This is a genomic window from Agathobaculum faecis (genome assembly GCF_014287995.1).
Taxonomy (GTDB): Bacteria; Bacillota; Clostridia; order Oscillospirales; family Butyricicoccaceae; genus Agathobaculum; species Agathobaculum ammoniilyticum.
On sequence record NZ_JACOPL010000004.1, the window covers coordinates 218,361 to 241,293 of the forward strand.

The following is a 22,933-nucleotide window of genomic DNA, read 5'->3' on the forward strand; positions in this document are numbered from 1 at the left end:
TTCCTTGCTTAGCATCCCCAGCTCTGAACATTCTTCACAAGAAGCCAGCATTCCCTCTGTGCATTTTAAGTAATTATATCACAGAGTTCTACATTTTTGTACAAATTTTTTCAAATTTTTTTGGCAATTTTTTCAGCCAATCGGTTCATCTTCCGGCTCCTGCCGCAACAGGACAACCTCCTCCTCCCGCAGCAGCCGGTATTCCCCCGGCGCGAGCTTTGGATCGAGCGACAGCCCCCCCAGCCTGACCCTGCGCAGGTGCGCCACCACCCCGCCGGCTGCCGCGACCATCCGCTTGACCTGATGGTATTTCCCCTCCTGCAGCGTGATCCGCACACATTGTCCGCACGCCGCCGGAACGTGTTCCAGCTTGGCAGGGCGGCAAACCGTACCGTCCTTCAGCGTCATACCCTGCGCGAAGCGCTGCACCGCGTCTTTGGCCATTTCCCCCTCGATCTCGGCCTCGTACACCTTGGAGACATGCCGCGCCGGACTCATCAGCGCATGGCTGAGCGCCCCGTCGTCCGTTACGATCAGCAGCCCCTCGGTGTCCTTATCCAGCCGTCCGACCGCAAACAAGCCACGCCGCTCGTTCTCCGGAAAAAGCCCGAGCACTGTCGGGTGCCGCGTGTCCCGACTCGCCGTGATCACACCGGCGGGCTTATTGAGCATGTAATACCGCTGCGCGCGGTAGCGCTGCACCTGCCCGTCCACAGAAACCGCCGCAGTCTCCGGATCGAGCTTGGCCGCCGGATCGCGGACCACCTGCCCTTCCACAGACACACGGCCGGCGCGGATGAGCGCCTGCACTTCTTTCCGGCTGCCGCAATTGAGGTGGGTGAGCAATTTATCCAAACGCATCTGGGCCATTTTGTGCCTCCCGACAACCCATTACTGGCTATAGCATACCACTTTTTCGCATATTGCACAATAGGGAAATGCAAAAAAAGTGCAATCCCCTGAAAGTCACCAATAGGTGTCCTAAACCCTACCGTGTTTTTTCGTGGAATTGCACAGTCAAGTAAAAACGCGCCCGCATGGGCGCGTTCGGGCGCGTTATTCCGGCATCTCGGTAATACCGTGGACGAATCCATCCGCTTCCGGCGCGCTGATATCCGCAGCGATCAGCCGGTTGCGCCGAACCAGCAGGTTGGCGACAACCCCCTCCTGTCCGGTCGGGTATTCGAGCAGCTCGTAGGTATAGAGCGTTGCCCGTTTCCCCTGATAGGGCGTCAGGTCCAGCCCCTGCCCGAGCTGGATCGCGTTGTACGCCTGGTATGTGTCGTCAAAGGTTTTGGGGATCTGCACCTCGCGCTCGCTGCGCGGCTCCGCCTCCACCTTCCAGCCGTAGCTTTCCAGTAGCGCGACGCGCTGCTCGTTGTTTTTCAGCTTTGTGTCCAGGTCCACCTCGCCGGCAGCCGCCTGCGCATCGACCGTTTCCGCCGCCTTCGGCATAAGTGCGGTCACGCCCAGCACCACCGCGCCGATTACCAGCACGCCCGCTATCGCTTTCTTTACTGACACCTTGGTTGCATAAACGATCATGGCATTGTCCCTCCTGCTTTTGCTCTATCCTATGCATCCTGGGCGCAAAGCAGAACAGGCTTTTCTCCGTCTCGCACAAAAAAACAGGCTGCCGCATGCCGGCGGCAACCTGTCGAATGGTTTATTGTATCTGCGCCGCAATCTCCTCCGCCAGCGCCTCCAGTGCGGCGAGCTGACCCTCCGCCAAAGCGGACTTGAGCGCGACCGCGCCTTCCAGCACGGTCATGTTCTTCATGCTTTCCAGCACGGTCCGCATATGCTTCGCGGAAACCGGCGCCCATGTGCCATTTTCCAGCAGCGCCACCGTGCGGTTCTGCAGGTTCAGCGCCTTCAGATCCGCCAGATAGGCCTCCATACGGGGATACAGTCCGCCGTTGTAGGTCGGCGCCGCCAGCACCAGATGGCTGCAGCGGAAACTTTCCGCGACCAGCTCGGATACATCGGTCTCCGAAACATCATACATCGCGATGCTGCGCACACCTTTTTCCGCCAGCAGGCCGGCCAGTACATTGGCCGCGTTTTCCGTATTGCCGTACAGGGTGGCGTAAGCGATCAAAACAGCCTTATCCTCCGGCTGATAGGTGCTCCACAACTGGTATTTTTCCAGCAGCAACGCCAAGTGCCCGCGCCAAACCGGTCCGTGCAGCGGGCAGATGGTTTCGATATCCAGCGCGGCCGCCTTTTTCAGCAGCGCCTGCACCTGCGCGCCGTATTTGCCGACAATGTTGGTGTAATACCGGCGCGCGTCGTTCATCCACGCGCTGTCGAAGTTGATTTCATCGTCAAAAATATTGCCCGCCAACGCGCCGAACGTACCGAACGCATCCGCAGAAAACAGAAGCTTGTGCTGCTCGTCATAGGTGACCATTACCTCCGGCCAGTGGACCATGGGCGCCATGATGAAATGCAGCGTATGCTGGCCGGTGGAAAGCTTGTCCCCCTCGGCAACGACCAGCGCGCGGTCTTTCGCATCCAGGCCGTAGAACTGCGCCAGCATGGACAGCGCCTTCGCGCTGCAGACGATTTTCGCCTCCGGATAGCGGCGCAGCATTTCGTCGATCAGGCTGCAGTGATCCGGCTCCATATGCTGAACCACCAGATAGTCCAGCGCGCGCCCGTCCAGCGCATATGTCACGTTTTCACAGAACAGGCGGCCGATCGAATCGTCCGCCGTATCGAACAGCACGGTTTTTTCGTCCAGCAGCACATAGCTGTTATAGGATACACCGCGCGGAATCGGGAATAAATTTTCAAACCGGCTCAGGCGGCGATCACTGCCGCCAACATAGATGAGATCGTCCTTGATCTTTCTGGTACTGTGCATCGCACGACACCTCCGAAATAGTTTCTGTTAAAATTATAACATATAATTTTACAGCCGTCTACCCTGCCAAAACAAACGAAAGCATAAAAAAACAGGGCAAAAAACCTGCGACTTTTGGCGTCGTTCATGATTTATCGTCTCCAGCCCGCCGCATCGCTATGTATGTTCCCCCGTGCGGCGGATAAAAAACCGGCTGCTATGCAGCCGGTTTTTTTATGTTATTCCTTGTTGAGCGCTTCCAGTCTCGCCTTGTTTTCCGCAATAACCTTTTCCTGCACCGGAGCAGGCGCATCGTCATACCGCTCGAACTTGGAAACGAACGAGCCGCGGCCCTGCGTCATCGAGCGCAGCGTGATCGCATAGTCGGATAACTCTGCCATCGGACACTCCGCCAGGATCTCCTGCTTGCCGCCCTCGATCGGGTTCATACCCATGATCCGCCCGCGGCGCTTGTTCAGGTCGCCGATCACATCGCCCATGTACGAATCCGGCACGACGACGCGCAGCGAGCAGACCGGTTCAAGCAGCACCGGACTCGCCTGTGGGATACCCGCCTTATAGGCCAGGCGCGCCGCCATCTTGAACGAAAGCTCGTTGGAATCCACGTCATGATAAGAGCCATCCAGCAGCGTGGCATGCAGACCGACCAGCGGATAGCCCGCCAGCACGCCATGCTCCATTGCCTCGCGGATGCCCTTGTCGACCGCGGGATGGAAGTTCTTCGGCACAGAGCCGCCGAAGATCTTTTCCTCAAACAGGTAATCGCCTTCCGGATACGGCGCAAACTCCATCTTAACATGGCCGTACTGTCCGTGGCCGCCGGACTGCTTCTTATGCTTGCCCTCGACCGTGACGGTCTTGCGGATCTTTTCACGGTACGGCACGATCGGCGGCGTCAGCACGACCTCCACGCCGAATTTATCCTTGAGCTTGGAACACAAAACATCCAGATGGATGTCGCCCGCACCCGAAATCGTATGCTGCTTGGTTTCCGGATTGAACTCGGTCTCGAAAGACGGATCCTCGTCGTGCAGGCGGGTCAGGCCGGCGGATATCTTCTCCTCCGCGCCCTTGACCTTGGGCTGGATGCCCTGCGTGTAGCACGGCGGCGCAAATTCGATTGGCTCCAGTTCGACCTTGCGCACGCTCATGGAAAGCGTGTCGCCGGTCTTGGTGGTGACCAGCTTGGAAACCGCGCCGATATCGCCGCAGCCGACGACCGGCACCTCGCTCGTCTTCTTGCCGCAGACCGAGTAAATATGCCCCATTTTTTCATTTGCGTCCGCGCGCTTGTTGACCAGCACCATGTCCTGCTTGACCTCGCCGGACATGACCTTGAAATACGAGAAGCGGCCGTACTGGTCCGCGACCGTCTTGAACACGAACGCGCAGGTCGAGCCGTTGGGCGTGCAGTTGATCTCGATCAGCTCGCCCTTTTCGTCCTCGCAGATCTCGACCGGCTTTTCGTCCGGCGACGGCATGTAGTCCGCAATGCCTTTCAGGAGCGCATAGGAGCCGATGCCGGTCACGGCCGTGCCGCAGAACACCGGCGCAATAACCAGATCTTTGACGCCCTGACGGATGCCCGCGATCAGTTCTTCGTCCGAGAATTCCTCGCCCGCAAAATAGCGCTCCATCAGCTCCTCGGACAGCTCGGCCACATTTTCGCACAGCGCCGCGCGGTGCTGGTCGATACGGTCCTTCATATCGTCCGGAATCGGGATCTCGACGCGCTTGCTGCCCTCCATGCGGTACGCTTTGCGGATGACGCAGTCGACCACGCCGGCCGTATCGCGGTTGCCCTCGAAGATCGGCACCACGATCGGGCAGACCGAAACGCCGAACTGCTTCTGCAGCTTATGCAGCGAGGTATAGTAATCCGAGTTCTCCTCGTCGATCTTGGAGATATAGAACATGCGCGGCATGGAACGCGCCTCGCAGCGCTCCCAAGCCTTTTCCGTCCCCACGCCCGGACCGGCCTTGCCAGTGGCGATGATCAAAGCGGATTCGGCTACGCGCAGCGCGCAGTTTACTTCGCTTTCAAAATCAAAGAAACCAGGGGTATCAAGCAGATTGATCTTGCAGCCGTTCCATTCAACAGGCGCCACAGCCGTTGAGATCGAAAACTTGCGTTTGATCTCCTCTGGATCGAAATCGCATACAGTGTTGCCATCCGTGATCTTTCCGACACGGTCGGTCACTCCGGCGATATTGAGCAGGCTCTCGACGAGCGAGGTCTTGCCGTCGCCGCCATGCCCCATCAGACATACGTTACGGATCTTGTTAACCGGGTAATTGGCCATATTTGATAAACACTCCCCTGCCCTTGCCTTCACGCGGGCGCTTAGTTGGCGGGAACAAACTCCCTGTTTGTTATTATACACGACTTTACCAATTCATGCAAGCTGTTTTTTGTGCAATTTTAATGTACCCCTCTGTCTTTTTTCGACAGAGCCGCACCGCCCGAAAATTTTTTATTTTTTTGTTTTTTTCCTGTCACAAAACCGCCTTTTCAAACGTTATATAAGTGTAATGGTTTTTACCCCGCTGTGCAGAATGGAAAGGAGCCTCCGTCATGACCCGTGCTTATCTTGCTACCGCCGCCGCCGTTTTGGCATTGGCTCTCGCGGTGTTTTCGGTCGTGTCCATCCTGCCGTTTTGAACCCCTCTTTTTCTTCTCTTCTACCGATCGGGCTGCCGGAGCGGTTCGCTCCGGCGGCCTTTGCTTTTGCCAAGCGGCCACTCCCCGGCAAGGGGCAAATGAAAAGGGCCTGGAAGCATGCTTCCAGGCCCTTTTCATTATTTCCTTATCTCAGTGCGTCTGCTGTGTGATAATGAATACCGGAACATACCAGATCAACAGATACAGCAGCAGGTGCAGAACCGGCAGTGCGTCCACCGCGTTCTGGAACACCAGATAGAATACGATCAGCATTCCGCATATGCCGGCAAAGGCACCCAGCGTCAAGGCGGAGCGCACCGCGCCTGCCAGCTTGTCCGCACAGCGGAGTACCTGCAGGAACGGTCCCGCCCCCTCGCGGACTAGGATCGCGGCGGGCGCGTCCGCCTTTGCATAGGTGGGATCAAGCAGCCGGCGCACGCTGTCCGGCTCCGGCTGATCGGCAAAGCCGCGGCGCAGGTCGAACTGGCTCTCCACCATAGCGGGCGAAATGTTGAAATCCCGCACTGCCAGCGCCGCGTTCATATGCATCCGGCGCATCAGGCGCATTGCCTGGTAGGTACTTTTCGTCGGCTGGTAACGGAGCAGCAGCGCGCCCGCCAGCACGTTGTCCACAACCAGATAGGCGCTAACCGTTTCATCCTCCGTCTGGCCCGAACGGATACGCTGCCCCAGCTTGACCATGAGCGCCGCTGTGCCAAGCACCATGCGGCTCCCGCCGATCTCTCCGGCAAGGCCGCCCTCGACAAACTGCACGTTGCGCGCCGCCAGCGTCACGCCGTACCGCTCCCGCACCGCCTCGGTCAGCACACGTCCCAGCTCAAGACCGGCCGCATCCGCGAGCGCTGCGGCGCAGCCCAGCAACTTATCGTCCGACATCCGCCCCGCGTTCTGCAGCGCCTCCAAGCTGATCGAGCCCGCAGGGAACAGGTCGTTTTCAGTCAGGACGACCTCCTCGGTCCCGCGCAGAAGGTTGGCCTGGCGCGCCCCTGCGAGCGCCGCGCCCGACCCGAGCAGGCGGCGCGAGATATTCTTATAGCTCGCGCCGAACGCGCACAGCAGGCCGAGCGGCGCGGATACCGACAAAATCGCGGAAAACGCCCAGAAAAAGCGCACCGGCTCGCCGCGCGCAACCGAAGCCACCAGCGCGAAGATGATGGACGCCGCCAGCGCGATCGGCACATAGATCATGGAAAAGCGGTCGACCGTATCCGGCCGTTCCATCTCCAGCAAAAAAGCCTTATCATCGTGCAGCGGCCCCTTGACCGCCCTGCACGCGTCATCCTCCCTGTCGTAATGGCTGTAGACCGCCATCGGCTGCTCCGCCGAGCAGATCGCCTGATAGGCGCGCGCCTGCGCGGCGTACCGTCCGCGCTCCTCCCGCATTGCCGCGTACAGCAGCAGGATGCTGACCGCGAGGTACGGCACCTGCACGCCGGGCGCGTTTTCAAAAACGATAATGGACGCGCCGTGCAGCAGCGACGCAACAATGGCGAACGAAACCAGCGACGCCCGATCGGGCGCGCCGTGAAACAGGCTGTTAAAGCCCATGCCGAACACATCCACGCCCAGGAAAAGCGCGATAAACTGCAGCAGCAGGAGCACGCCAATGCCGATGCCCGGGTTCTCCACCGCGTCGAGCACAACCGGTAGCGGCAGCACGTCAAAGCTGGGCGCGAGGCTCAGGTAAGCCGCAGCCGCAGCCAAAATCAATACGATCACGGACCGCACGGAAAGCCCCCGCGCCCGCCGCTTGAACGAGCGGGCGGCCTGCGCCGGATCGCGCAGCCGGATCTCCTCCGCTTCCTCCTGCTGTTCGGCGGCCAGACGCGCCGCGCGCGCCTCCTTGCGGCTCATCCGCTCCCCACGCGCTGCGCGGCGCGCGGGTGGCTGCTCCGTCATGTCCTCGTACAGCTCCTCTTCCTCCTGCACGGCCGCTTTCGCGGCGCGGCGCGCAGCCCTGGCAGCGGTCCGTTTCTCCTCTCTCTGCCGTTTCGCCTCCGCCCTGGCCTCCCGCGTGGCGATACGCGCCGCGCGGGGATCCTCTTCTTCCTCCCCTGTGGAATCGTCCGAATCACGCGGCTGCGTTTCCGTCGGCGCCGCTGCGCGGACAGGCCTCGTCCTTGGCGCGGCGGGCTGGGCGGCTGCCGCCGGTTCCGGCTGCCGTACCTCCGGCACCGGCGCGGCGGACGGGCGCGGCTGGGCCTTCGGCGTGGCCGGTGCCAGTCCCTCGACCTCGGCTATGATCGCGTCCAGATCGAACTCGTCCGTATCCGGTACGTCGTTCAGCATCGCCCGAATATCATCGAGGTTCATGGTTTCGTCTTTTCTGTCCATATCGTTGTCCGTCTTCCTCCTTTATTCCGCCTGCGCGCGGCGGCGGACCGCCTCGAACAGCAGAACGGCCGCCGCGTTGGATGCGTTGAGCGAATTGACCCGCCCGCGCATCGGGATGCTGATGATATAATCGCACTTGTCCCGCGTCAGCCGGCTGAGCCCCTGCCCCTCTGAACCGATCACGATCGCGCACGGGCGGTCGAACGCGGCCTGGTAAAGCCCCACCGTTCCATCCGCCTCCGCGCCGAACAGCCACACCCCGCGCGCCTTCAGCTCGTCGAGCGCCGCCGCAAGGTTGTTCGCCTTATGCACGCCCACATAGGCCAGCGCGCCCGCCGCGGCTCGCGCGACCGCCGCGGTCAGACCAACCGCGCGGCGCTTGGGGATAATGACCCCGTGTGCGCCCGCGGTTTCCGCCGAGCGGATGATCGCGCCCAGGTTATGTGGGTCCTCAATACCGTCGCAGACCACGATCAGCGGCGCTTCGCCCCGCTCCTCCGCCACGCGGAATATATGGTCGAGCGACACATATTCCTGTGCGGCGGCCTGCGCGATCACTCCCTGGTGGTTCCCCGTGGGGCTCATATGGTCGAGCTTGCGGCGGTCGCAGGTGACGACCGGCACGCCGCAGCGCCGCGCTTCCGCAGCCACATCCCCGATGCGGGCTCCCTCGGCCACAAAGACCTTATCGACCGTCCGGCCAGCGCGCAGCGTTTCCAGAACCGCGTTCCTGCCTTCGATCAGGGTCCCGTCATCCTCCCGCGGCGGGCGGCGGCGCCTATTGTTTTCATAAGCCATATTCCTACGCTCCAAAAATTTTCAGATATTGATAGTATAGCACACTTTCCCCCACGTTTTCAACGCTGTACGACGGAAAACATAAAATTTACACGTTTTTCGCCCCTCATCCTTCCGCAAAAGGCTCACTGGAGCGCGCGCCGCATGGATAGCCGCAAAGCAGCTATTATACATTTATTTTATTTATTATCAGCGGTCAGCGGCGCTTAGCAGTCGCTTCAAGCAAAAAAGTACCGGCCGCTGTGGTATGTGGTATAATGATAAAAACGAACGGGAGGGATCGCATTTGACGCCATACGATGAAACGCTCCGCACCCTCAGGCAGCAGGCCGACCGGCTCAACCGGCTGCGGGGCATGCTGGACGAGCTGTACCGCGAGCGGCAACGCCTGGAGGAACGGGAGCGCAGCCTGGCTGTGGTACGGGCTGCGGAGCAAAAGGACGTGGACCGGCTGCAAGGCCGCAGCCTAACCGCCTGTTTTTACGCTCTCCTCGGCAGGCGGGAGGAGCGGCTCGACAAGGAACAGCAGGAGGCCTGGACCGCCGCGGTCAGGCACGACGCTGTACGGCGTGAGCTGGAGGCGGTACGGCAGGATATCGCTTCTTACGAGCGGGAAGCCGCCGCGCTCGATGGCTGCGAGCAGCGCTGGACGCAGGTCATGGACGACAAGCGGGATTTCCTGCGGCAGAGTGGTTCCGTGCATGCCGAGCGCATCCTGCAGCTTGAGCAGCAGCTCGCCACACAGCAGACGCTGGAAACCGAGATTGGGCAAGCACTCGACGCCGGACGCGCGGCGCGCAATACCGCGGGCAGCATCCTGTCCAGCCTGGACAGCGCGGAAGGCTGGGGGACGTTCGACCTGTTCAGCGGCGGCCTGATAACCGACCTGGTCAAGCACGGGCATCTGGACGACGCGCAGGACAAGGTCGAGACGCTGCAGACCCAGCTTCGCCGCTTTAAGACCGAGCTGACCGATGTATCCATCCAAGCGGATGTGCAGGCGCAGGTGGACGGTTTCCTGCGCTTTGCGGATTACTTTTTCGACGGCCTTTTCGCGGACTGGATGGTGTTGGACCATATTCACGGCGCACAGTCCCAAATTGCAGAGACATGCGGACAAATCGACGATGTCCTGTCCCGCCTTCGCGCCATGCAGGAAGGCTGCCGCGCTGCGGAACAGCGCGCGCGAGAGGCGCTCGACCATCTGGTCGCCGGCGCCTGACGCATCGGTACGGAAAAAGACCCCCAGGGCAGCCAGCCCTGGGGGTCTTTTTGATAATGGAAAGCGCCGGAGCAGGCGCCCCTTACTTGCAAAGGTAGCCGCCGTCGACCGGCAGGATCGCGCCGCCCAGATAGTCGCTCGCATGCGACGCAAGGAACAGGCACGCGCCCTTCATATCCGCCGGCTCGCCCCAGCGGTGGGCGGGAATGCGGTCGCAGATCTCCTTGTATCGGTAATTGGAGGGGTCGAGGAGCGCTTCATTCATATCGGTCGCAAAATAGCCGGGCGCGATCGAATTGACGTTGACGCCGCACGCCAGCAGGTCGTTGGACATGCACTTGGTCATCTGTGCCACGCCGCCCTTGGCTGCGGAATACGCGACGACGTTCTGGCCGCCGAAGAAAGACGCCATGGAGGAAATCGTGATGATCTTGCCATAGCCCTTCTTGACCATGATCTTGGACGCCTCCTGGCAGAGGATGAACTGGCTCTCCAGATTGACGCGGATCACGTCGTCCCAATCGCTCATCGGGAACTGGTCCGCACGGTGCCGGCGCTGGATGCCGTGCGCGGTCACGATGATGTCCAGATCGCCGCCCAGCTGCTCCACCGCCTCTCCGAACGCACGGTAGCATTCCTCACGCCGACCAAGGTCGGCCTGCACACTGTGGCAGGCAAAGCCGCGCGCGCGGAATTCCTCCGCGGCGGTATGCACGCGCGCGCTCGAGCCAATGATGACGACCTCGCAGCCCGCCTCCATCAGACCCTCGGCCATGCCGTGACCCAGGCCGCGCGTGCCGCCGGTAACGATGGCCTTGCGGCCGGTGATATCAAAAAGCGGATGTACCATGATTACATATCCTCCTCATCAAACAAAATGACCATTTTCTTAACCGACGGGTCGGGATGCTCGATCTTGTCGAACACTTCCCCGATGCGGCTGAACGGGATAAAATGGGTAGCGATACCCTCCAGATTGAACGCATGCTGCTCAAAACGCTCGATGGTCGGCTCGAACTGGTAAGCCGACATGCGGGAGCCGATCAGGTCAAGCTCGCGCTGGTCGAGCATGGCGGAGGAGATCTGCTCCGGCGCCGTGCAGAAGCCGAGCGAGACCACGCGGCCCGCGTTCGCCATGATACCGGGCGCGAACAGGCTGGTCAGCGAGCCTGGGAAGCATGCCGAATCAAACGCGCAGGTCACACCATGTCCGCCCGTGATATCCTGCACGCGCAGGGCAAGATCTTCGTTTTTGGTGTTGATCACATAGTCCGCGCCGTACGTTTTCGCGCGTTCGAGCGAAGAATCGTTGATATCGCAGCAGATGACGGTTTTCACACCCTTCGCCTTGCAGGTCTGCAGGATGATCGCGCCGATCGTACCCGCGCCGAGGATGAGCACGGTATCTTCCGGCACCACGCGGCCGCGCCCCGTGCAGTGTCCGCCGATGGCGAACGGCTCGACGAGCGCCGCATCCTTCCACGGGATTTCGGGGGAGATCACATAGCACTGGTTCTCCGGCACGACAAAGTATTCGCGCCAGCCACCGTCGATGCTCGAACCGCGCGCGCGGACGTGTTCGCACACGTTATAGCGGCCTATTTTACACTGGTAGCACTCGCCGCAGGCAACCACCAGATCGAGCACGACATGGTCGCCCTGCTTGACGCGAGTCACCTTGGAGCCGACCGCTTCGACCACGCCCGCGTTCTCATGTCCCGGGATGCGCGGATAAGACGCGCACGGGTTCTCTCCCAGATAGTTATGTACGTCCGACCCGCACACGCCGCAGGCCTTCATTTTAACCAGTACGTCGTAATCGCCGGCAGCCTCAGGGCGCGGCACCTCGCGCACCTCGAACTTATGCGGCTCGGTCACTATGACTTCCTTGCTCATCAGCATAACAGCATTCTCCTCTTAAAACAGTATCATGTATGACATATCGGTTTTCCCGCTTTCTGCACCGCGCGGCGTTACGGCGTCTGGAGCGAGCCGTCTCGCAGGCGGGTCTGCGTCCAAGTCGTGACCGTGTTCTCACAGGGGTATTTGGCGGCTTCCTTTTCGTCCAGATCGACGCCCAGGCCGGGCTTGTGGTTGGCGTACACATAACCGTCCCTGAATTCCGGCAGGCCTGGGAACACCTCAAGCAGCGCGCCGTGCTGCTGACGCAGCTCCTGGATGACGAAATTGGGCGGCTCGATGCCCGACCATTCCTGCACGCCGAAGTTGGGCGCCGCCAAGTCGATATGGATATTGGCCGCATGCGCGAGCGGCGACATATCGCCGGGGCCGTGCCACGCGGTGCGCACCCCGAACTGTTCTGCGAAAATCGCCAGCTTGCGCGCCGGCGTGATGCCGCCGATCTGCGAAATATGCACGCGGATAAAGTCGATCAGCCGCTCGGTGATCAGCTGCTTCCACTCGCGCGGGTTGTTGAACAGCTCGCCCTGCGCCAGCGGGATCGAGGTCTGCTGCCGCAGCAGGCGCAGCCAGTCGACCTGCTCGAGCGGCACCGCATCTTCCAGGAAAAACAGGTCGAACGGTTCGAGCTGCTTGGCCAGCTGCAGCGCTTCGACCGGTGCGATGCGCTCATGCACGTCGTGGACGAGCGCCATGTCGTAGCCGATGCGCGCGCGGATGCCCTCAAACAGCTTGACCGTGTCGCGGATGTATTTGCGCGAGTCCAGGTAGACGCCGTCCGGCGCGCCCTGCGGCGCGGTCGCGGGCGCCTTGCCGTAGCCGCCCCCCCCATAGCCGCCGCACTGGCAGCGGATGTGGGTGATGCCCATGTCGCGGAAGCGCTCGATGTTATCGCAGATCTCCTCCACATCGCGCCCATCCGCGTGACGGTAGACCGGAATGGCTTCGCGGCACTTGCCACCGAACAGCTCGTAGCACGGCATGTTCGCAAGCTTGCCCTTGATGTCCCACAGCGCCATGTCCACGCCCGAGATCGCGTTGTTTTCAATGCCGCCGTTGCGCCAGTAGGCGTTCTGGTGCATCAGCTGCCACAGCGCTTCGATGTTGTTCACCTCGCGGCCGACGAGCAGCGGCTTGAGGTAATTTTCCACCAGATGCTGCACGGTCAGGTGGCGGTAGGCAAACGTCGCGCAGCCCAGGCCGTACAGCTCCGGCTCGCTCGTCTCCACCTTGACGACCACCAGGTTGATTCCCTCCGGCGCGGTGCAGATCACACGGATGTCACGGATGGTAATTGGCATGATATTCTCTCCTTTTTACTTGTTATACAAGTTAAACCTTATCGTAATTTTGCAGGATGTGCGCCTGCATCAGCGCACGCGCCAGATTATCATTGTGTACCTCGACCGCATTGAGGATCATAGGGTGAAAGAATAGGGCGTCCTGCTCTCCGAACCGCTGGGTCAGCTGCTCATGGTTGCGCACCGTCTGCTCGAACACCTCATGCAGGCTTTTGACCAGCAGATGATTGCCGGACGCCCTGCACAGTTCCTCATGGAACGCCATGTCGCACCGTACAAATTCACTTTTCTGGCCGCGCAGCGCGGGCAACCGGCCGGTCAGCTCATGCAGACGCCCAATCTGCGCTTTTGTTGCGTTTTTTGCGGCCAGCGCCGCCGCTTCCGGCTCTAAAATGCGCCGGAACTGCAGCACCGCACGGATATCCGCGCAGTCCGCAGGGGTGATCTGGCTTGCTCCGGTGAGCAGGGTTTCCACGCGGTCGTCCCGCAGGAAGGTCCCTTTCCCATGCACGCTTTCCAGCACGCCCACGCCGATCAGCTGCTGGATCGCCACGCGCACGCTCGCGCGGCTGACGCCGAGCCGTTCGGTCAACTGGTTCTCGGACGGGATCTTGCTGCCGACCGCCCACTGGCCGCTTTGGATATGGCCGGTCAGGTACTGGAGTACGCTTTCCGTCACATTGATGCGTTCGGCCTTCATGGCTTACCTCCTCAACTTGTCTGACAAGTTATGCTTTTATTATAGCGCCCTTTTCCGTACTGTCAAGAGGGAAAATCACATTTTTGCATATTGCGCAAATCCCGCCGCCGATTTCGCACATTTCCGGCACAAAAAGAGCCGGCAGATGCCGGCTCCCATTGTCCCGCTGTTTTTTACAGTGTCTGATCCACACCGTTAATGCTGGCGGATTCCCCCTCCTCGATCGGAATCAGCAGGCATTTCTGCCCTTCGACCACACCCGTATGGACGCGTTCCGCCCGCTCCTCCGGCACCCGCAGCACGATGCCCGCGCTTTCCTCCCAAGGAACCTCGTCTCCGGCCAGGCGCTCGGATTGCTCCGCCAGACGGTGCTGCAGATCCGCAACCCTTTGCTCCAGCGCCGCCGTGTGCATTCGCTGGGTGTTTTCCTCCACCAAGCGGCTGTCCAGCACATTGTTCGCAACAGGCGGCACGTCTCCGAACGTCTGCGCGAAAGCCTTGCCGATCTGTTCCCTGACCGGCTCCGGCACCTCGGCCTCCGCCGCGAGATCCGCGACCGTCTCGGCCGTCAGGCTGACCGGCGGCAGGCTATCGTCCGCCTCCTGCTCGGCCACCATGCCGCTGATCGTCTTCTGTATCCGGAAGAACGCGGCTTCCGCCTGCTCCTCATCCTCCCCAAACGCGCTTTTCACAACGCTCTGGAACGCTTTCTTCTCCTCTGTGGCCGTGCGCTGGGACACACACCCGAGCACGCTTTCTATCAGCTCCGGATGGGAGCCGCGGCCGGTCTTGACGTAATACAGCACAGCGTTCACATCGCTGCCGCGGCCGCTGAACGCCGGATACACAAAGCCCAGGTCGGGCAGACCGACCACCCAGTCGCGCACGCGCGCGCCGATGCGGTTCTCTTCCTCCCGATAACCGAGCGCGGGCTTGGACAACTCGACCGGACACACCGCGCACAGTATGTACTCGTAGATCTCCTCGGACTCCTCCTGCGCCTCGCCGGAGGTCGCCCGGGCCGGCACATCGTACACATCATGGTATACTAAAATCAGGTAGTTACCCGGATAGGCATACTGTTCGATGACCTGCTCATACAGGCGGTCGAGCAGGTCGTCGTTGGCCAGCTTGCTGCCCTTGAGCGTGAGCAGGAACGAGCGGCACTCGTCCGCCTGCTCCCCGCGCGCGAATTCCAGCTCGAGCAGGTTGCCGCCCAGTGTGCCGGACAGCGTTTTTTTCGCGATCTCCAAATACTTGTAAAACTCGTCCTCCTCCAGCTCGGAAAACTGTTCGCCGAACTTCAGGACGACTTGCTTGCCGCTGTTGACATAGCACCCGCACATGCGGCCAAAGGTGCATTCGGTCTTTTTCAGACGGCGGCGCAGCTCCTGCACATCGCCTTTGGTAATATTCATTATAGGCTCTCTCCTGTCATATGCCCGCGGACACAGGGCGGCCGCCTATCCCTGCGGATAAGCGGCCGCCCGCCGCCGGCTTTTCATATTCCCGTCCTTTAGTATACGGCATCCCGCGCAGAAAAGGCAAGCGGATTTTGCCGGAGGGCTATCATGCACGGTAAATCGTTTCCCCTGCCTTGACCGTTTCCAGCACGCGCACCCGCCGCAGCGCATCCGGCCCAACCGCTAACGGATCGGCGTCCAGCAGCACCAGATCGGCCGCTTTGCCCGGCCGCAGAGAGCCGCGGCGCGCTTCCTCAAAATACTGGTAAGCGGCGTGGACTGTAACCGCACGCAGTGCGTCCTCCACAGGGATACGCTGGTCCGCGCCGAGCACGGCGCCGCTTTCCATCAGCCGGTTGACCGCGCACCAGACGGTACCCAACATGTCCGGCGGCAGCACGGGCGTGTCCTGGTGGAATGTGAACGGGATCCCCTGCTCGAGCGCCGCGCGCGCCGGACTGATATGCTGTGCGCGCGCCAGTCCGAAATTGCGGATATGCACCTCGCCCCACCGATACACATGCGCCACAAAAAACGATGGCAGCACGCCGGTCCGCTTGACAGCCTCCATCTGGTCCAAGCCAAGAAGCTGCGCATGGATCATGACCGGCCGCAGGCCGCGGAAATCTGGAAATTCCCGCTCGACCGCGGCCACGGCCTGCAAAAACTGCTCCGCCGCCGCATCCCCGTTGCAATGGGCCAATACCTGCAGCCCTCCATGATAGGCTGTCACGAGCGCTTCCTGCACCGCCTGCCCGCTCATGGTGCCATAACCTCGGTACCCGTCCTCCGCGCCTTGGTATGGGGTCCGCATCCACGCGGTACGGCCCTGCGGGGAGCCATCCAGAAATATCTTGCACCCGCCGAGCTTGAAATGGCAATGGTACCGGCGGACCGCTTCCGGAAAAGCCGCGCTCACCTCATCCCAGGCATCCACAGGCGGATATGCCACCACATCCAGCGTAAGCAGCCGATGCGCAAGCAAGGTCTGATACATCGGAATCAGGCTTTCGGGCATCATTCCCTCCTGCACGATTGTCACGCCATAGGAAGCATACTGCTCCTGCACCCGGCGATAGGCCTCCATCAGGTCCTCCATATCCGGCATCGGCACTTGCTGTTGGTACTGCAGGAACGCGTTTTCCTCCATATATCCGGTCAGCACACCGTTTTCCGTACCAATTATGCCTCCCGCCGGCGCGGGCGTGTCCACTTTCACGCCGAGCAGCTCCAGCGCCAGAGAGTTGAACACCCCCATATGTCCGGACTGATGCACCACCATGATCGGATGCGCCGCGGAAACGCGGTCGAGCAGTGCGCGGGTCGGATGGCGCCGCTCCGCGAGCGTATTCTGGTCATAGCTTTTCCCCACAACCCATTGCCCGTCCGGTATTTTGTTGGCCGTGATAAAATGCGACAGCGCCTGTCCGATCTCGTCCAGGCTGGCGGCCTCCTCCAGCGGGACCTGCAGCAGCGCCTGCGCGGCGCCGGAAAAATGGCCGTGCGCGTCCAGGAACGCAGGCAACAGCGCACGCCCATCCAAGTCGATCTCTGCCGCGCCGCGCGCCCATGCCGCGAGCTTTTCCCGCGTCCCCACGGCCGCGATCACGCCGTTTTCGACCAGCAGCGCTTCAGCCAGCCCGCCGCTCTCCATTGTGCGGATCGGGCCTCCATAGTATAGCGTCTTCATAAGCACTCCACCTTCATCCGATTCCGTGTGCCTTAGTATGCCCTATGCTTTAGTATAGCATGCAGAGCCGGAAGTTTTTGAACATTGTCTGAACTTTTCCCGTTTCTTTTGCGCCGCGTGCGATTTTCTAAATTTACTTTTTTCTCCACCGATGCTATAATTTATGCAGCATCACCGCATTCCTTGCGCAATGTCTGCTTTTTATTTTCAAGGGGGGTAAACTGTATGAGAAAAAAACTGATCGCATCCGTTTTGGCCGTCTTGGTGCTGTTCTGCGGCCTCGCGCCCGGCGCTGCCGCGCTCAGCTACCAGGCGGAAAGCGTTTTCGTCATGGACGCGCAGACTGGGGAAACGCTTTACGAGTATAACGCCGACATCGCCCGTGTGCCGGCCAGTATGACCAAGGTGCTGACCGCCTACATCATTTATCAGGAGCTGGAGGCCGGCCGCCTGACTTTGGACACCCAGGTCAAGATCAGCCACAACGCGGCTGTCAAATCCCGCGACGCCAGCTATCCCACCGCCGTACCGCTGACCGAGGGTGCCACCTACTCGGTCGATACGCTGCTTCACCTGATCATGATTCCCTCCGCCAGCGCGTCGTGCATCGTCATGGCCGAGCATATCAGCGGCAGTGAGAGCGCATTTGTCGCCCGCATGAACCAGACCGCCAAGGACCTCGGCCTGAACGCGACCTATTACAACTGCCACGGCGCGCAGCCCAATTATATTACGGCCCGCTCACAGGCCAAGCTCACCCGCCGCTTTATCGACGATTATCCCGATATCCTGCGCATCACCTCCAAAAGCGGGTTCAACTTCAACGGCTCCTACTATAATAACACCAATCACCTGCTCAATACCATGGCGCCTTACGAAGGGCTGGACGGCTTCAAAACCGGAACCATCGCGGAGGCAGGCTATTGCGTCACCACGACCGCGGTACAGGATGGGCGGCGTGTGATCGCGGTAGTTATGAAATCCACCAGCGACGCGCAGCGCTTCGCAGATTCCCGCCAGCTTCTTGATTACGGCTTTGCTGAAATCCAAAAGCGGGATGCGGCCCGCAAAACGACCAGTGTGCAGCTTACCGCAGCTCCGGACAGCGTCCGTCCGTACCAGCCGTTTACCGTCACCGCACGGCTGGAAGGCGTCTCCGCCTCCTACGCCTGCAAGGCGCAGTGGTATGTCAACGGCGCGGCGGTCGATGGCTATGGGAACAGCAGCTTCCTGACCGCCGACTATAAGACGAGCACGCTGCAATATACGCTCAAGGATCTGTCTGGCGATACGCTCGACATCGCCTTTGTCCTGACCATGTTCGACGGCACTGAGATCCGCTGTGAAACAGCCCTTCCGGTGGAACAGCGGCCGGTGGAATACGGCGGCTCGCTCAATATCCGGAGCGCGGCATCCTATCCCGGCAAAACGCTGCTCGTTACCGCGGATATCACCGGCGAAAACGGGATCGCCCGCGTCCAGCTTCCAGCGCGCTGGCAATGGGACGGCGCGGACATTGCAGGCTATTCCAACGCGGCGTTTACCATCGAAAACGATGCCGCGTCCAGCGAGTATCTGCTCCGCATTCCGGAAGACGCCTCAGAGGGCAGCCATGAGCTTTCCTTTGTGCTTGGCGATGCGGGCAGCACTGGCGCAAAACAGTTGATTCTGCGCGCCGATATCCAGATCGTTTCACAGGGAACGCCGGCAGAGGATGTTCCAGTAGAGGGGACTCCGTCCGAATACGCTCCGGCCGCGTAAAATAGCCAGAGAAAACCCGCCGTTTCAAAAGAAACGGCGGGTTTTCCTATACCCCCTCGCGCTCAAATCATTACCGTACGGTATTCCAGACGGTCCAGCGCCTCAAGCAGCTCCTTTTCCTGTTCCGCAGTCAGGCTTTCCATCGGGCGGCGCATTTTCGTGGTGGAGATCACGCCCTCCCTTTTGAGAATCACCTTGTAGGCCGCAATATTATTGACCGCGCACATTACCGCATTCAAAACATTGGTGCGCCGCTGGTATCGGGTCGCAAGCGCGTAATCCTTTGCCTGAATCGCTTGCCAGAGCTTCGCGTAATGCTCCGGTATGCACATCGCATTACCTGACACCGTCCCGTCGCCGCCGACCACGCACGCCGCCTCCAGGAAGTGATCCGGCCCGACCAGTACGCTGAAAGTCCCATCGTTGATCGTCATGAAGTCCTGTATCCGCGTGAAATCCGGATAGCTGTATTTAATGCCGATCACATTGCGGCAGCTTTTCGCGACGGTTTCCGCCACAGCGCGGTTGATATCATTGACCGCGTTTTGCGGAATGCCGTACAAATAAATCGGGAAATCCTCCGGCACGCTGGCGGATACCGCCTTATAATAATCGATCAGCCCCCGGTCGCTCAGCTTAAAAAATACCGGAGTGACAACGCCGATGCCATCCGCGCCGATTTCTACAGCGTGACGCGCCAGTTCCACTGTGTCAGCAAGGTTCCATGCGCCGACATGCACGAATACCGGTACCCGTTTGGCTGTATGGCGCACAACTGCTTCCGCGACCCGCTTCCGTTCCTCCACGGTTAAGTACATCATCTCTCCGGTCGTGCCGCAGGGATACAGGCACTGCAGCCCGTTATCGATGCAGTGATCCACCAGCCGCTCCAGCGAGGGAACGTCAATGCTGTCCTCCTCGGTCAGGGGCGTCACGATCGGTACGACCGTGCCATATAATTTCTGCATATTTTTATGTCCTTTCTGGTAATCAGGCTCATTTCGCCGCCATTTTCACCGGATATATCGCGCCATGCCTTTCAGCATATACATGCCGGCTGTCGCCCCCTGGTCCGGTATACCGATAGCTTTCGCGGCAAACACCGCGGCTTTCCCGTATTTGGGCATCATGGCGCGGCTGGCTTCTACGCCCGCCTCCGCTCCGGACACCGCCGCGTCCATTACCTGCGCCAGCCCAGCGTCCGGGGTTGCTTCCAGGCACGCCGATGCCCGGTCAGCGGCTGCGCCGACCGCATCCAGGATCGTTCGCTCCCCCCTGCTGCATTTTCCGCGCTTCTGGATACCGGCCGCAAACGCAGTAAAATACGCGCTCAGGTCAGCCGGCCCCATCTCGTTCTTTCCTTTCAGCGCCTTTCCCGCCTCCATGATACCGGAAGCCATCAGCGTTCCCATTGTGGAAGGCACAACCGAGGCCATCCGCATCCCCGCTTTCATCAGCGTTTTTCCGACGTCCTCCTGCATTTCTTCCCGTATCAGGTCAGGCAAGGCCGCATAACCCTTCTGCATCGTAAGACCCAGATCTCCGTCGCCCATGTTAGCGTCCATCGCGCAAAGTTCATCCTTTTTTTCCGCGAACACCTCCGCAACGCATTCATACAGCGCCGGAAGCTGCTCCGCTGTGATCTTATCCATTTTTCACGCCCCCTGTCACTTCTGGCAGTAAAAGGGCGTGCAGACCGGCGCGTCCAGCCACCGCTTCATTTCCTCATCCGCAATCTTGCAAAGGCTGATGGAAGCGCCGGCCATTTCCATACTTGTCGCGTACTCGCCGACATGGGTTCGGTACAGCTTAACCCCCTTTTCCTGCAGGAGCCGCGTAACACTTCCGGACAGGATATACAGCTCCTCCACCGATGTCGCGCCAAGACCATTGATGAGCAGCGCCACCTCGTCCTCCGGCACCAGCGGCATGTCCTGCAGCAGCGTTTCCAAGGATTCCGCGGCAATTTCATCGGCGGTTTTGACCGGCCCGTTCCAGATGCCCGGTTCTCCGTGGATGCCCATACCCATGGCCATTTCGTTCTCCTCAAGCGTGAAATTCGCATGTCCCAGTTCAGGCAGCACGCATGGCGTCAACGCAAAACCGACTGTGCGGGTGTACTCCTTTGCTTTCTGCGCAGCGGCGAACACCTCCTCAAGGGTGCCGCCCTCCGCCGCTTTCGCGGCCGCGCATTTATACATATAGAATATGCCGGCCACGCCGCGGCGCTTGTCCGGATCGGTACTGGAGTTCACATCATCCGCTCCCACAATGGAACGTGTTTCAATATCCTCCATTTCGCACAGCTCGGCCGCCATATCAAAATTCATGATGTCGCCCGTATAATTGCCGTACAGGTACAGCACGCCGGCCCCTGCCTCGACCTCCTTGGATATCTGGAAGATCTGTTCCGCAGAAGGCGACTGAAACACGCTGCCCACGCCGCAGCCATCCAGCATCCCCTCTCCCACATAGCCAAGGAACAGCGGCAGGTGGCCTGTGCCGCCGCCGGTCACAATCGCCACCTTACCGGGCGTTTTGTGAGCGGTACAATAGCAGCGCAGGTCGCCCGCCGCGTATTTGACCGCATCACCATGCGCCGCGTAGATGCCGCGCAGCATATCATCCGTATAATCCTCCGGCCGGTTGATAATCTTCTTCATAATGTATTTCCTCCTTTTATTCTGCAGCGGCTTCTTCGTTCTTCCCTCGCTTCTTTTTAACAAAGTAGGTAATCAGCGGCAGCATCAGAGAAACCACCGCAATAACAATCAGGACACAGGAGATCGGATGCGTGAAGAAAATGGAAAAGCTGCCATCCGAAAGGACCAGCGCTTTCTGCAGGTTTTTCTCAATCGTCGGCCCCAGGATCAGGCCCAAAATCACCGGCGGCATGGCAAAGTCCAGCTTGATCAGGAAATAGCCTACCGCGCCGGCAATCAGCATGAAGAAAATATCATATACATTGTGGTTCATACAGAAAGTACCCACGCAGCAGAACACAAAGATAATCGGCGTCAGTATTTCCTTGGGTACGCCGGAAATCTTGGAGAATATCCGGATACCGCCAAAACCGAGCAGCCCCATGCAGATATTCGCTGCGATCAAGCCAAAAATAATGATATACACCTGTACCGGTTGGTTCTCAAACAAAAGCGGGCTGGGAATGATACCCTGCATCATCAGCGCACCCAACATGACCGCAGAGCCTGCGTCTCCCGGAATGCCAAGCGTCAGGAGCGGGATCAACGCGCCGCCCGACACCGCATTGTTCGCCGATTCCGGCGCCGCGATACCGCGCGGGTCACCCTTGCCGAACTGCGAGGAATCCTTTGCAAAGCGCTTCGCCTGCGTGTATCCCAGCCAGGAGGCGATATCGCCGCCCGTTCCGGGGATAGCACCGATAATCGTACCAATCACGCTGCAGCCCAAAATCGTCGGAGATGTTTTTTTAATATCCGCCCAAGTCGGCAATATCCGTTCCAGCTTGATATCCTTTTTTGCTTTTTCCGTCACTTTTTCCTCAATCAGCGTCAATCCCTGCGCAAATGCGTATACGCCGATCAGCAGCGGGATATACGCAATGCCGCCCATCAGGTACACGCTGCCAAAAGCAAACCGCGGCTGGCCGCTGATTACATCGATGCCGACCGTGGCGAGCGCAAGGCCGATAATCGCACCGATAATGCCCTTAAATACCGATTTGGAGGAAATACCCGTCACGATACTCAGACCGAAGATGCCAAGCGCAAAATATTCCGGCGCACCGAAGTTCAACGCCACTTTCGCCAGCATCGGCGCTGTAAAGAACAATGCGAACGCACTGAACAAGCCGCCGAACGTGGACGCCATCGTAGAGATTGCCAGTGCACGCCCGGGCGAATGGCGGGACATCGGGTACCCGTCCAGACAGGTCGCGGCCGAATTCGCCGTCCCCGGCGTGTTGATCAGGATAGCGGTGATCGAACCGCCGTAGATCGCGCCACAGAACACGCCGAGCAGCATAAGGATACCTGAATTGCCGCCCAGGGAAAAGGTAAACGGGGTGACAATGGTCAACGCCATGATCGACGACAAGCCGGGCATCGCGCCGGCAAGGATACCGACAATCGTCCCAAGCAGAATGACCGCCAGGTTCAGCGGCTGCACCACTTGCGTCAGAGCGGAAACAAAATACTCCATCATATGCTTT

At 60.0% G+C, this 22,933-nt stretch carries 18 protein-coding genes; 2 read left to right on the forward strand and 16 right to left on the reverse strand.

Annotated features, from left to right (window positions below; all coding sequences use genetic code 11):
- Positions 1–132: 132 nt before the first annotated feature.
- The 6 genes from H8S45_RS06090 to rlmB form a co-directional block, all read right to left on the reverse strand.
- Positions 133–870 carry a pseudouridine synthase gene (locus H8S45_RS06090; RefSeq protein ID WP_054326104.1) on the reverse strand — a complete coding sequence of 246 codons (738 nt, stop codon included), beginning with the start codon at positions 868–870 and terminating at the stop codon, positions 133–135.
- Positions 871–1,056: 186 nt separating this feature from the next.
- On the reverse strand, positions 1,057–1,545 hold the full coding sequence (locus H8S45_RS06095; RefSeq protein WP_107630722.1) for a DUF4830 domain-containing protein: 489 nt from the start codon (positions 1,543–1,545) through the stop codon (positions 1,057–1,059).
- 121 nt (positions 1,546–1,666) lie between these two features.
- Positions 1,667–2,869: an FprA family A-type flavoprotein gene (locus tag H8S45_RS06100; RefSeq protein ID WP_054326102.1), complete on the reverse strand. Its 1,203-nt coding sequence runs from the start codon at positions 2,867–2,869 to the stop codon at positions 1,667–1,669.
- A 218-nt stretch (positions 2,870–3,087) separates the two neighbouring features.
- A complete protein-coding gene (locus H8S45_RS06105) occupies positions 3,088–5,172 on the reverse strand; it encodes an elongation factor G (RefSeq protein ID WP_054326101.1) in 2,085 nt (694 codons plus the stop codon).
- Positions 5,173–5,681: 509 nt separating this feature from the next.
- A complete protein-coding gene (locus H8S45_RS06110; protein ID WP_147573853.1) occupies positions 5,682–7,886 on the reverse strand; it encodes a hypothetical protein in 2,205 nt (734 codons plus the stop codon).
- Positions 7,887–7,907: 21 nt separating this feature from the next.
- Positions 7,908–8,684, reverse strand: a complete 777-nt coding sequence (rlmB, locus tag H8S45_RS06115; RefSeq protein WP_054326098.1) for a 23S rRNA (guanosine(2251)-2'-O)-methyltransferase RlmB — start codon at positions 8,682–8,684, stop codon at positions 7,908–7,910.
- 286 nt (positions 8,685–8,970) lie between these two features.
- On the opposite strand from rlmB, the gene H8S45_RS06120 reads away from it, so the two are divergent.
- On the forward strand, positions 8,971–9,906 hold the full coding sequence (locus tag H8S45_RS06120; RefSeq protein ID WP_054326097.1) for a hypothetical protein: 936 nt from the start codon (positions 8,971–8,973) through the stop codon (positions 9,904–9,906).
- An 82-nt stretch (positions 9,907–9,988) separates the two neighbouring features.
- Here the strand turns inward: H8S45_RS06120 and H8S45_RS06125 are convergent, their stop codons facing one another.
- From H8S45_RS06125 to H8S45_RS06150, 6 genes are all read right to left on the reverse strand, one after another.
- A complete protein-coding gene (locus H8S45_RS06125) occupies positions 9,989–10,756 on the reverse strand; it encodes an SDR family NAD(P)-dependent oxidoreductase (protein ID WP_107630725.1) in 768 nt (255 codons plus the stop codon).
- 2 nt (positions 10,757–10,758) lie between these two features.
- Positions 10,759–11,808 (reverse strand): alcohol dehydrogenase catalytic domain-containing protein, encoded by a 1,050-nt coding sequence (locus H8S45_RS06130; RefSeq protein WP_107630726.1) that lies wholly within the window; start codon positions 11,806–11,808, stop codon positions 10,759–10,761.
- Between the two features lie 71 nt (positions 11,809–11,879).
- The gene (locus H8S45_RS06135) at positions 11,880–13,127 is read right to left on the reverse strand and encodes an enolase C-terminal domain-like protein (RefSeq protein ID WP_147573854.1); all 1,248 of its coding nucleotides are present in this window, start codon (positions 13,125–13,127) and stop codon (positions 11,880–11,882) included.
- A gap of 31 nt (positions 13,128–13,158) precedes the next feature.
- The gene (locus H8S45_RS06140) at positions 13,159–13,827 is read right to left on the reverse strand and encodes a FadR/GntR family transcriptional regulator (RefSeq protein ID WP_054326096.1); all 669 of its coding nucleotides are present in this window, start codon (positions 13,825–13,827) and stop codon (positions 13,159–13,161) included.
- Positions 13,828–14,000: 173 nt separating this feature from the next.
- Entirely contained in the window at positions 14,001–15,245 is a 1,245-nt protein-coding gene (locus tag H8S45_RS06145; RefSeq protein ID WP_054326095.1) for a DUF4317 domain-containing protein, read from the reverse strand.
- A gap of 151 nt (positions 15,246–15,396) precedes the next feature.
- Positions 15,397–16,980 carry an amidohydrolase gene (locus H8S45_RS06150; protein WP_147573855.1) on the reverse strand — a complete coding sequence of 528 codons (1,584 nt, stop codon included), beginning with the start codon at positions 16,978–16,980 and terminating at the stop codon, positions 15,397–15,399.
- A 225-nt stretch (positions 16,981–17,205) separates the two neighbouring features.
- Here H8S45_RS06150 and H8S45_RS06155 point away from each other — a divergent pair, with 225 nt between their 5' ends.
- A complete protein-coding gene (locus H8S45_RS06155) occupies positions 17,206–18,741 on the forward strand; it encodes a D-alanyl-D-alanine carboxypeptidase family protein (protein WP_186949818.1) in 1,536 nt (511 codons plus the stop codon).
- Between the two features lie 62 nt (positions 18,742–18,803).
- Here H8S45_RS06155 and H8S45_RS06160 read toward each other — a convergent pair whose 3' ends face one another.
- The 4 genes from H8S45_RS06160 to H8S45_RS06175 are packed head-to-tail and all read right to left on the reverse strand — an operon-like array spanning position 18,804 to position 22,926.
- Positions 18,804–19,709 carry a dihydrodipicolinate synthase family protein gene (locus tag H8S45_RS06160; protein ID WP_186949820.1) on the reverse strand — a complete coding sequence of 302 codons (906 nt, stop codon included), beginning with the start codon at positions 19,707–19,709 and terminating at the stop codon, positions 18,804–18,806.
- 45 nt (positions 19,710–19,754) lie between these two features.
- A complete protein-coding gene (locus H8S45_RS06165; RefSeq protein ID WP_054326092.1) occupies positions 19,755–20,393 on the reverse strand; it encodes a dihydroxyacetone kinase subunit L in 639 nt (212 codons plus the stop codon).
- A gap of 15 nt (positions 20,394–20,408) precedes the next feature.
- On the reverse strand, positions 20,409–21,404 hold the full coding sequence (locus H8S45_RS06170) for a dihydroxyacetone kinase subunit DhaK (protein ID WP_054326091.1): 996 nt from the start codon (positions 21,402–21,404) through the stop codon (positions 20,409–20,411).
- 16 nt (positions 21,405–21,420) lie between these two features.
- Complete coding sequence (locus H8S45_RS06175; protein WP_207724459.1) at positions 21,421–22,926, reverse strand: tripartite tricarboxylate transporter permease; 1,506 nt, start codon at positions 22,924–22,926, stop codon at positions 21,421–21,423.
- Positions 22,927–22,933: the final 7 nt, after the last annotated feature.

Bases quoted from the DNA above. Each gene is read 5' to 3' on its own strand.
- H8S45_RS06090 (WP_054326104.1), bottom strand. From the start codon at position 870: ATGGCCCAGATGCGTTTGGATAAATTGCTCACCCACCTCAATTGCGGC.
- H8S45_RS06140 (WP_054326096.1), bottom strand. From the start codon at position 13,827: ATGAAGGCCGAACGCATCAATGTGACGGAAAGCGTACTCCAGTACCTG.
- H8S45_RS06160 (WP_186949820.1), bottom strand. From the start codon at position 19,709: ATGCAGAAATTATATGGCACGGTCGTACCGATCGTGACGCCCCTGACC.
- H8S45_RS06170 (WP_054326091.1), bottom strand. From the start codon at position 21,404: ATGAAGAAGATTATCAACCGGCCGGAGGATTATACGGATGATATGCTG.
- H8S45_RS06105 (WP_054326101.1), bottom strand. From the start codon at position 5,172: ATGGCCAATTACCCGGTTAACAAGATCCGTAACGTATGTCTGATGGGG.
- H8S45_RS06145 (WP_054326095.1), bottom strand. From the start codon at position 15,245: ATGAATATTACCAAAGGCGATGTGCAGGAGCTGCGCCGCCGTCTGAAA.
- rlmB (WP_054326098.1), bottom strand. From the start codon at position 8,684: ATGGCTTATGAAAACAATAGGCGCCGCCGCCCGCCGCGGGAGGATGAC.
- H8S45_RS06150 (WP_147573855.1), bottom strand. From the start codon at position 16,980: ATGAAGACGCTATACTATGGAGGCCCGATCCGCACAATGGAGAGCGGC.
- H8S45_RS06165 (WP_054326092.1), bottom strand. From the start codon at position 20,393: ATGGATAAGATCACAGCGGAGCAGCTTCCGGCGCTGTATGAATGCGTT.
- H8S45_RS06125 (WP_107630725.1), bottom strand. From the start codon at position 10,756: ATGGTACATCCGCTTTTTGATATCACCGGCCGCAAGGCCATCGTTACC.
- H8S45_RS06155 (WP_186949818.1), top strand. From the start codon at position 17,206: ATGAGAAAAAAACTGATCGCATCCGTTTTGGCCGTCTTGGTGCTGTTC.
- H8S45_RS06100 (WP_054326102.1), bottom strand. From the start codon at position 2,869: ATGCACAGTACCAGAAAGATCAAGGACGATCTCATCTATGTTGGCGGC.
- H8S45_RS06135 (WP_147573854.1), bottom strand. From the start codon at position 13,127: ATGCCAATTACCATCCGTGACATCCGTGTGATCTGCACCGCGCCGGAG.
- H8S45_RS06110 (WP_147573853.1), bottom strand. From the start codon at position 7,886: ATGGACAGAAAAGACGAAACCATGAACCTCGATGATATTCGGGCGATG.
- H8S45_RS06095 (WP_107630722.1), bottom strand. From the start codon at position 1,545: ATGATCGTTTATGCAACCAAGGTGTCAGTAAAGAAAGCGATAGCGGGC.
- H8S45_RS06175 (WP_207724459.1), bottom strand. From the start codon at position 22,926: ATGATGGAGTATTTTGTTTCCGCTCTGACGCAAGTGGTGCAGCCGCTG.
- H8S45_RS06130 (WP_107630726.1), bottom strand. From the start codon at position 11,808: ATGCTGATGAGCAAGGAAGTCATAGTGACCGAGCCGCATAAGTTCGAG.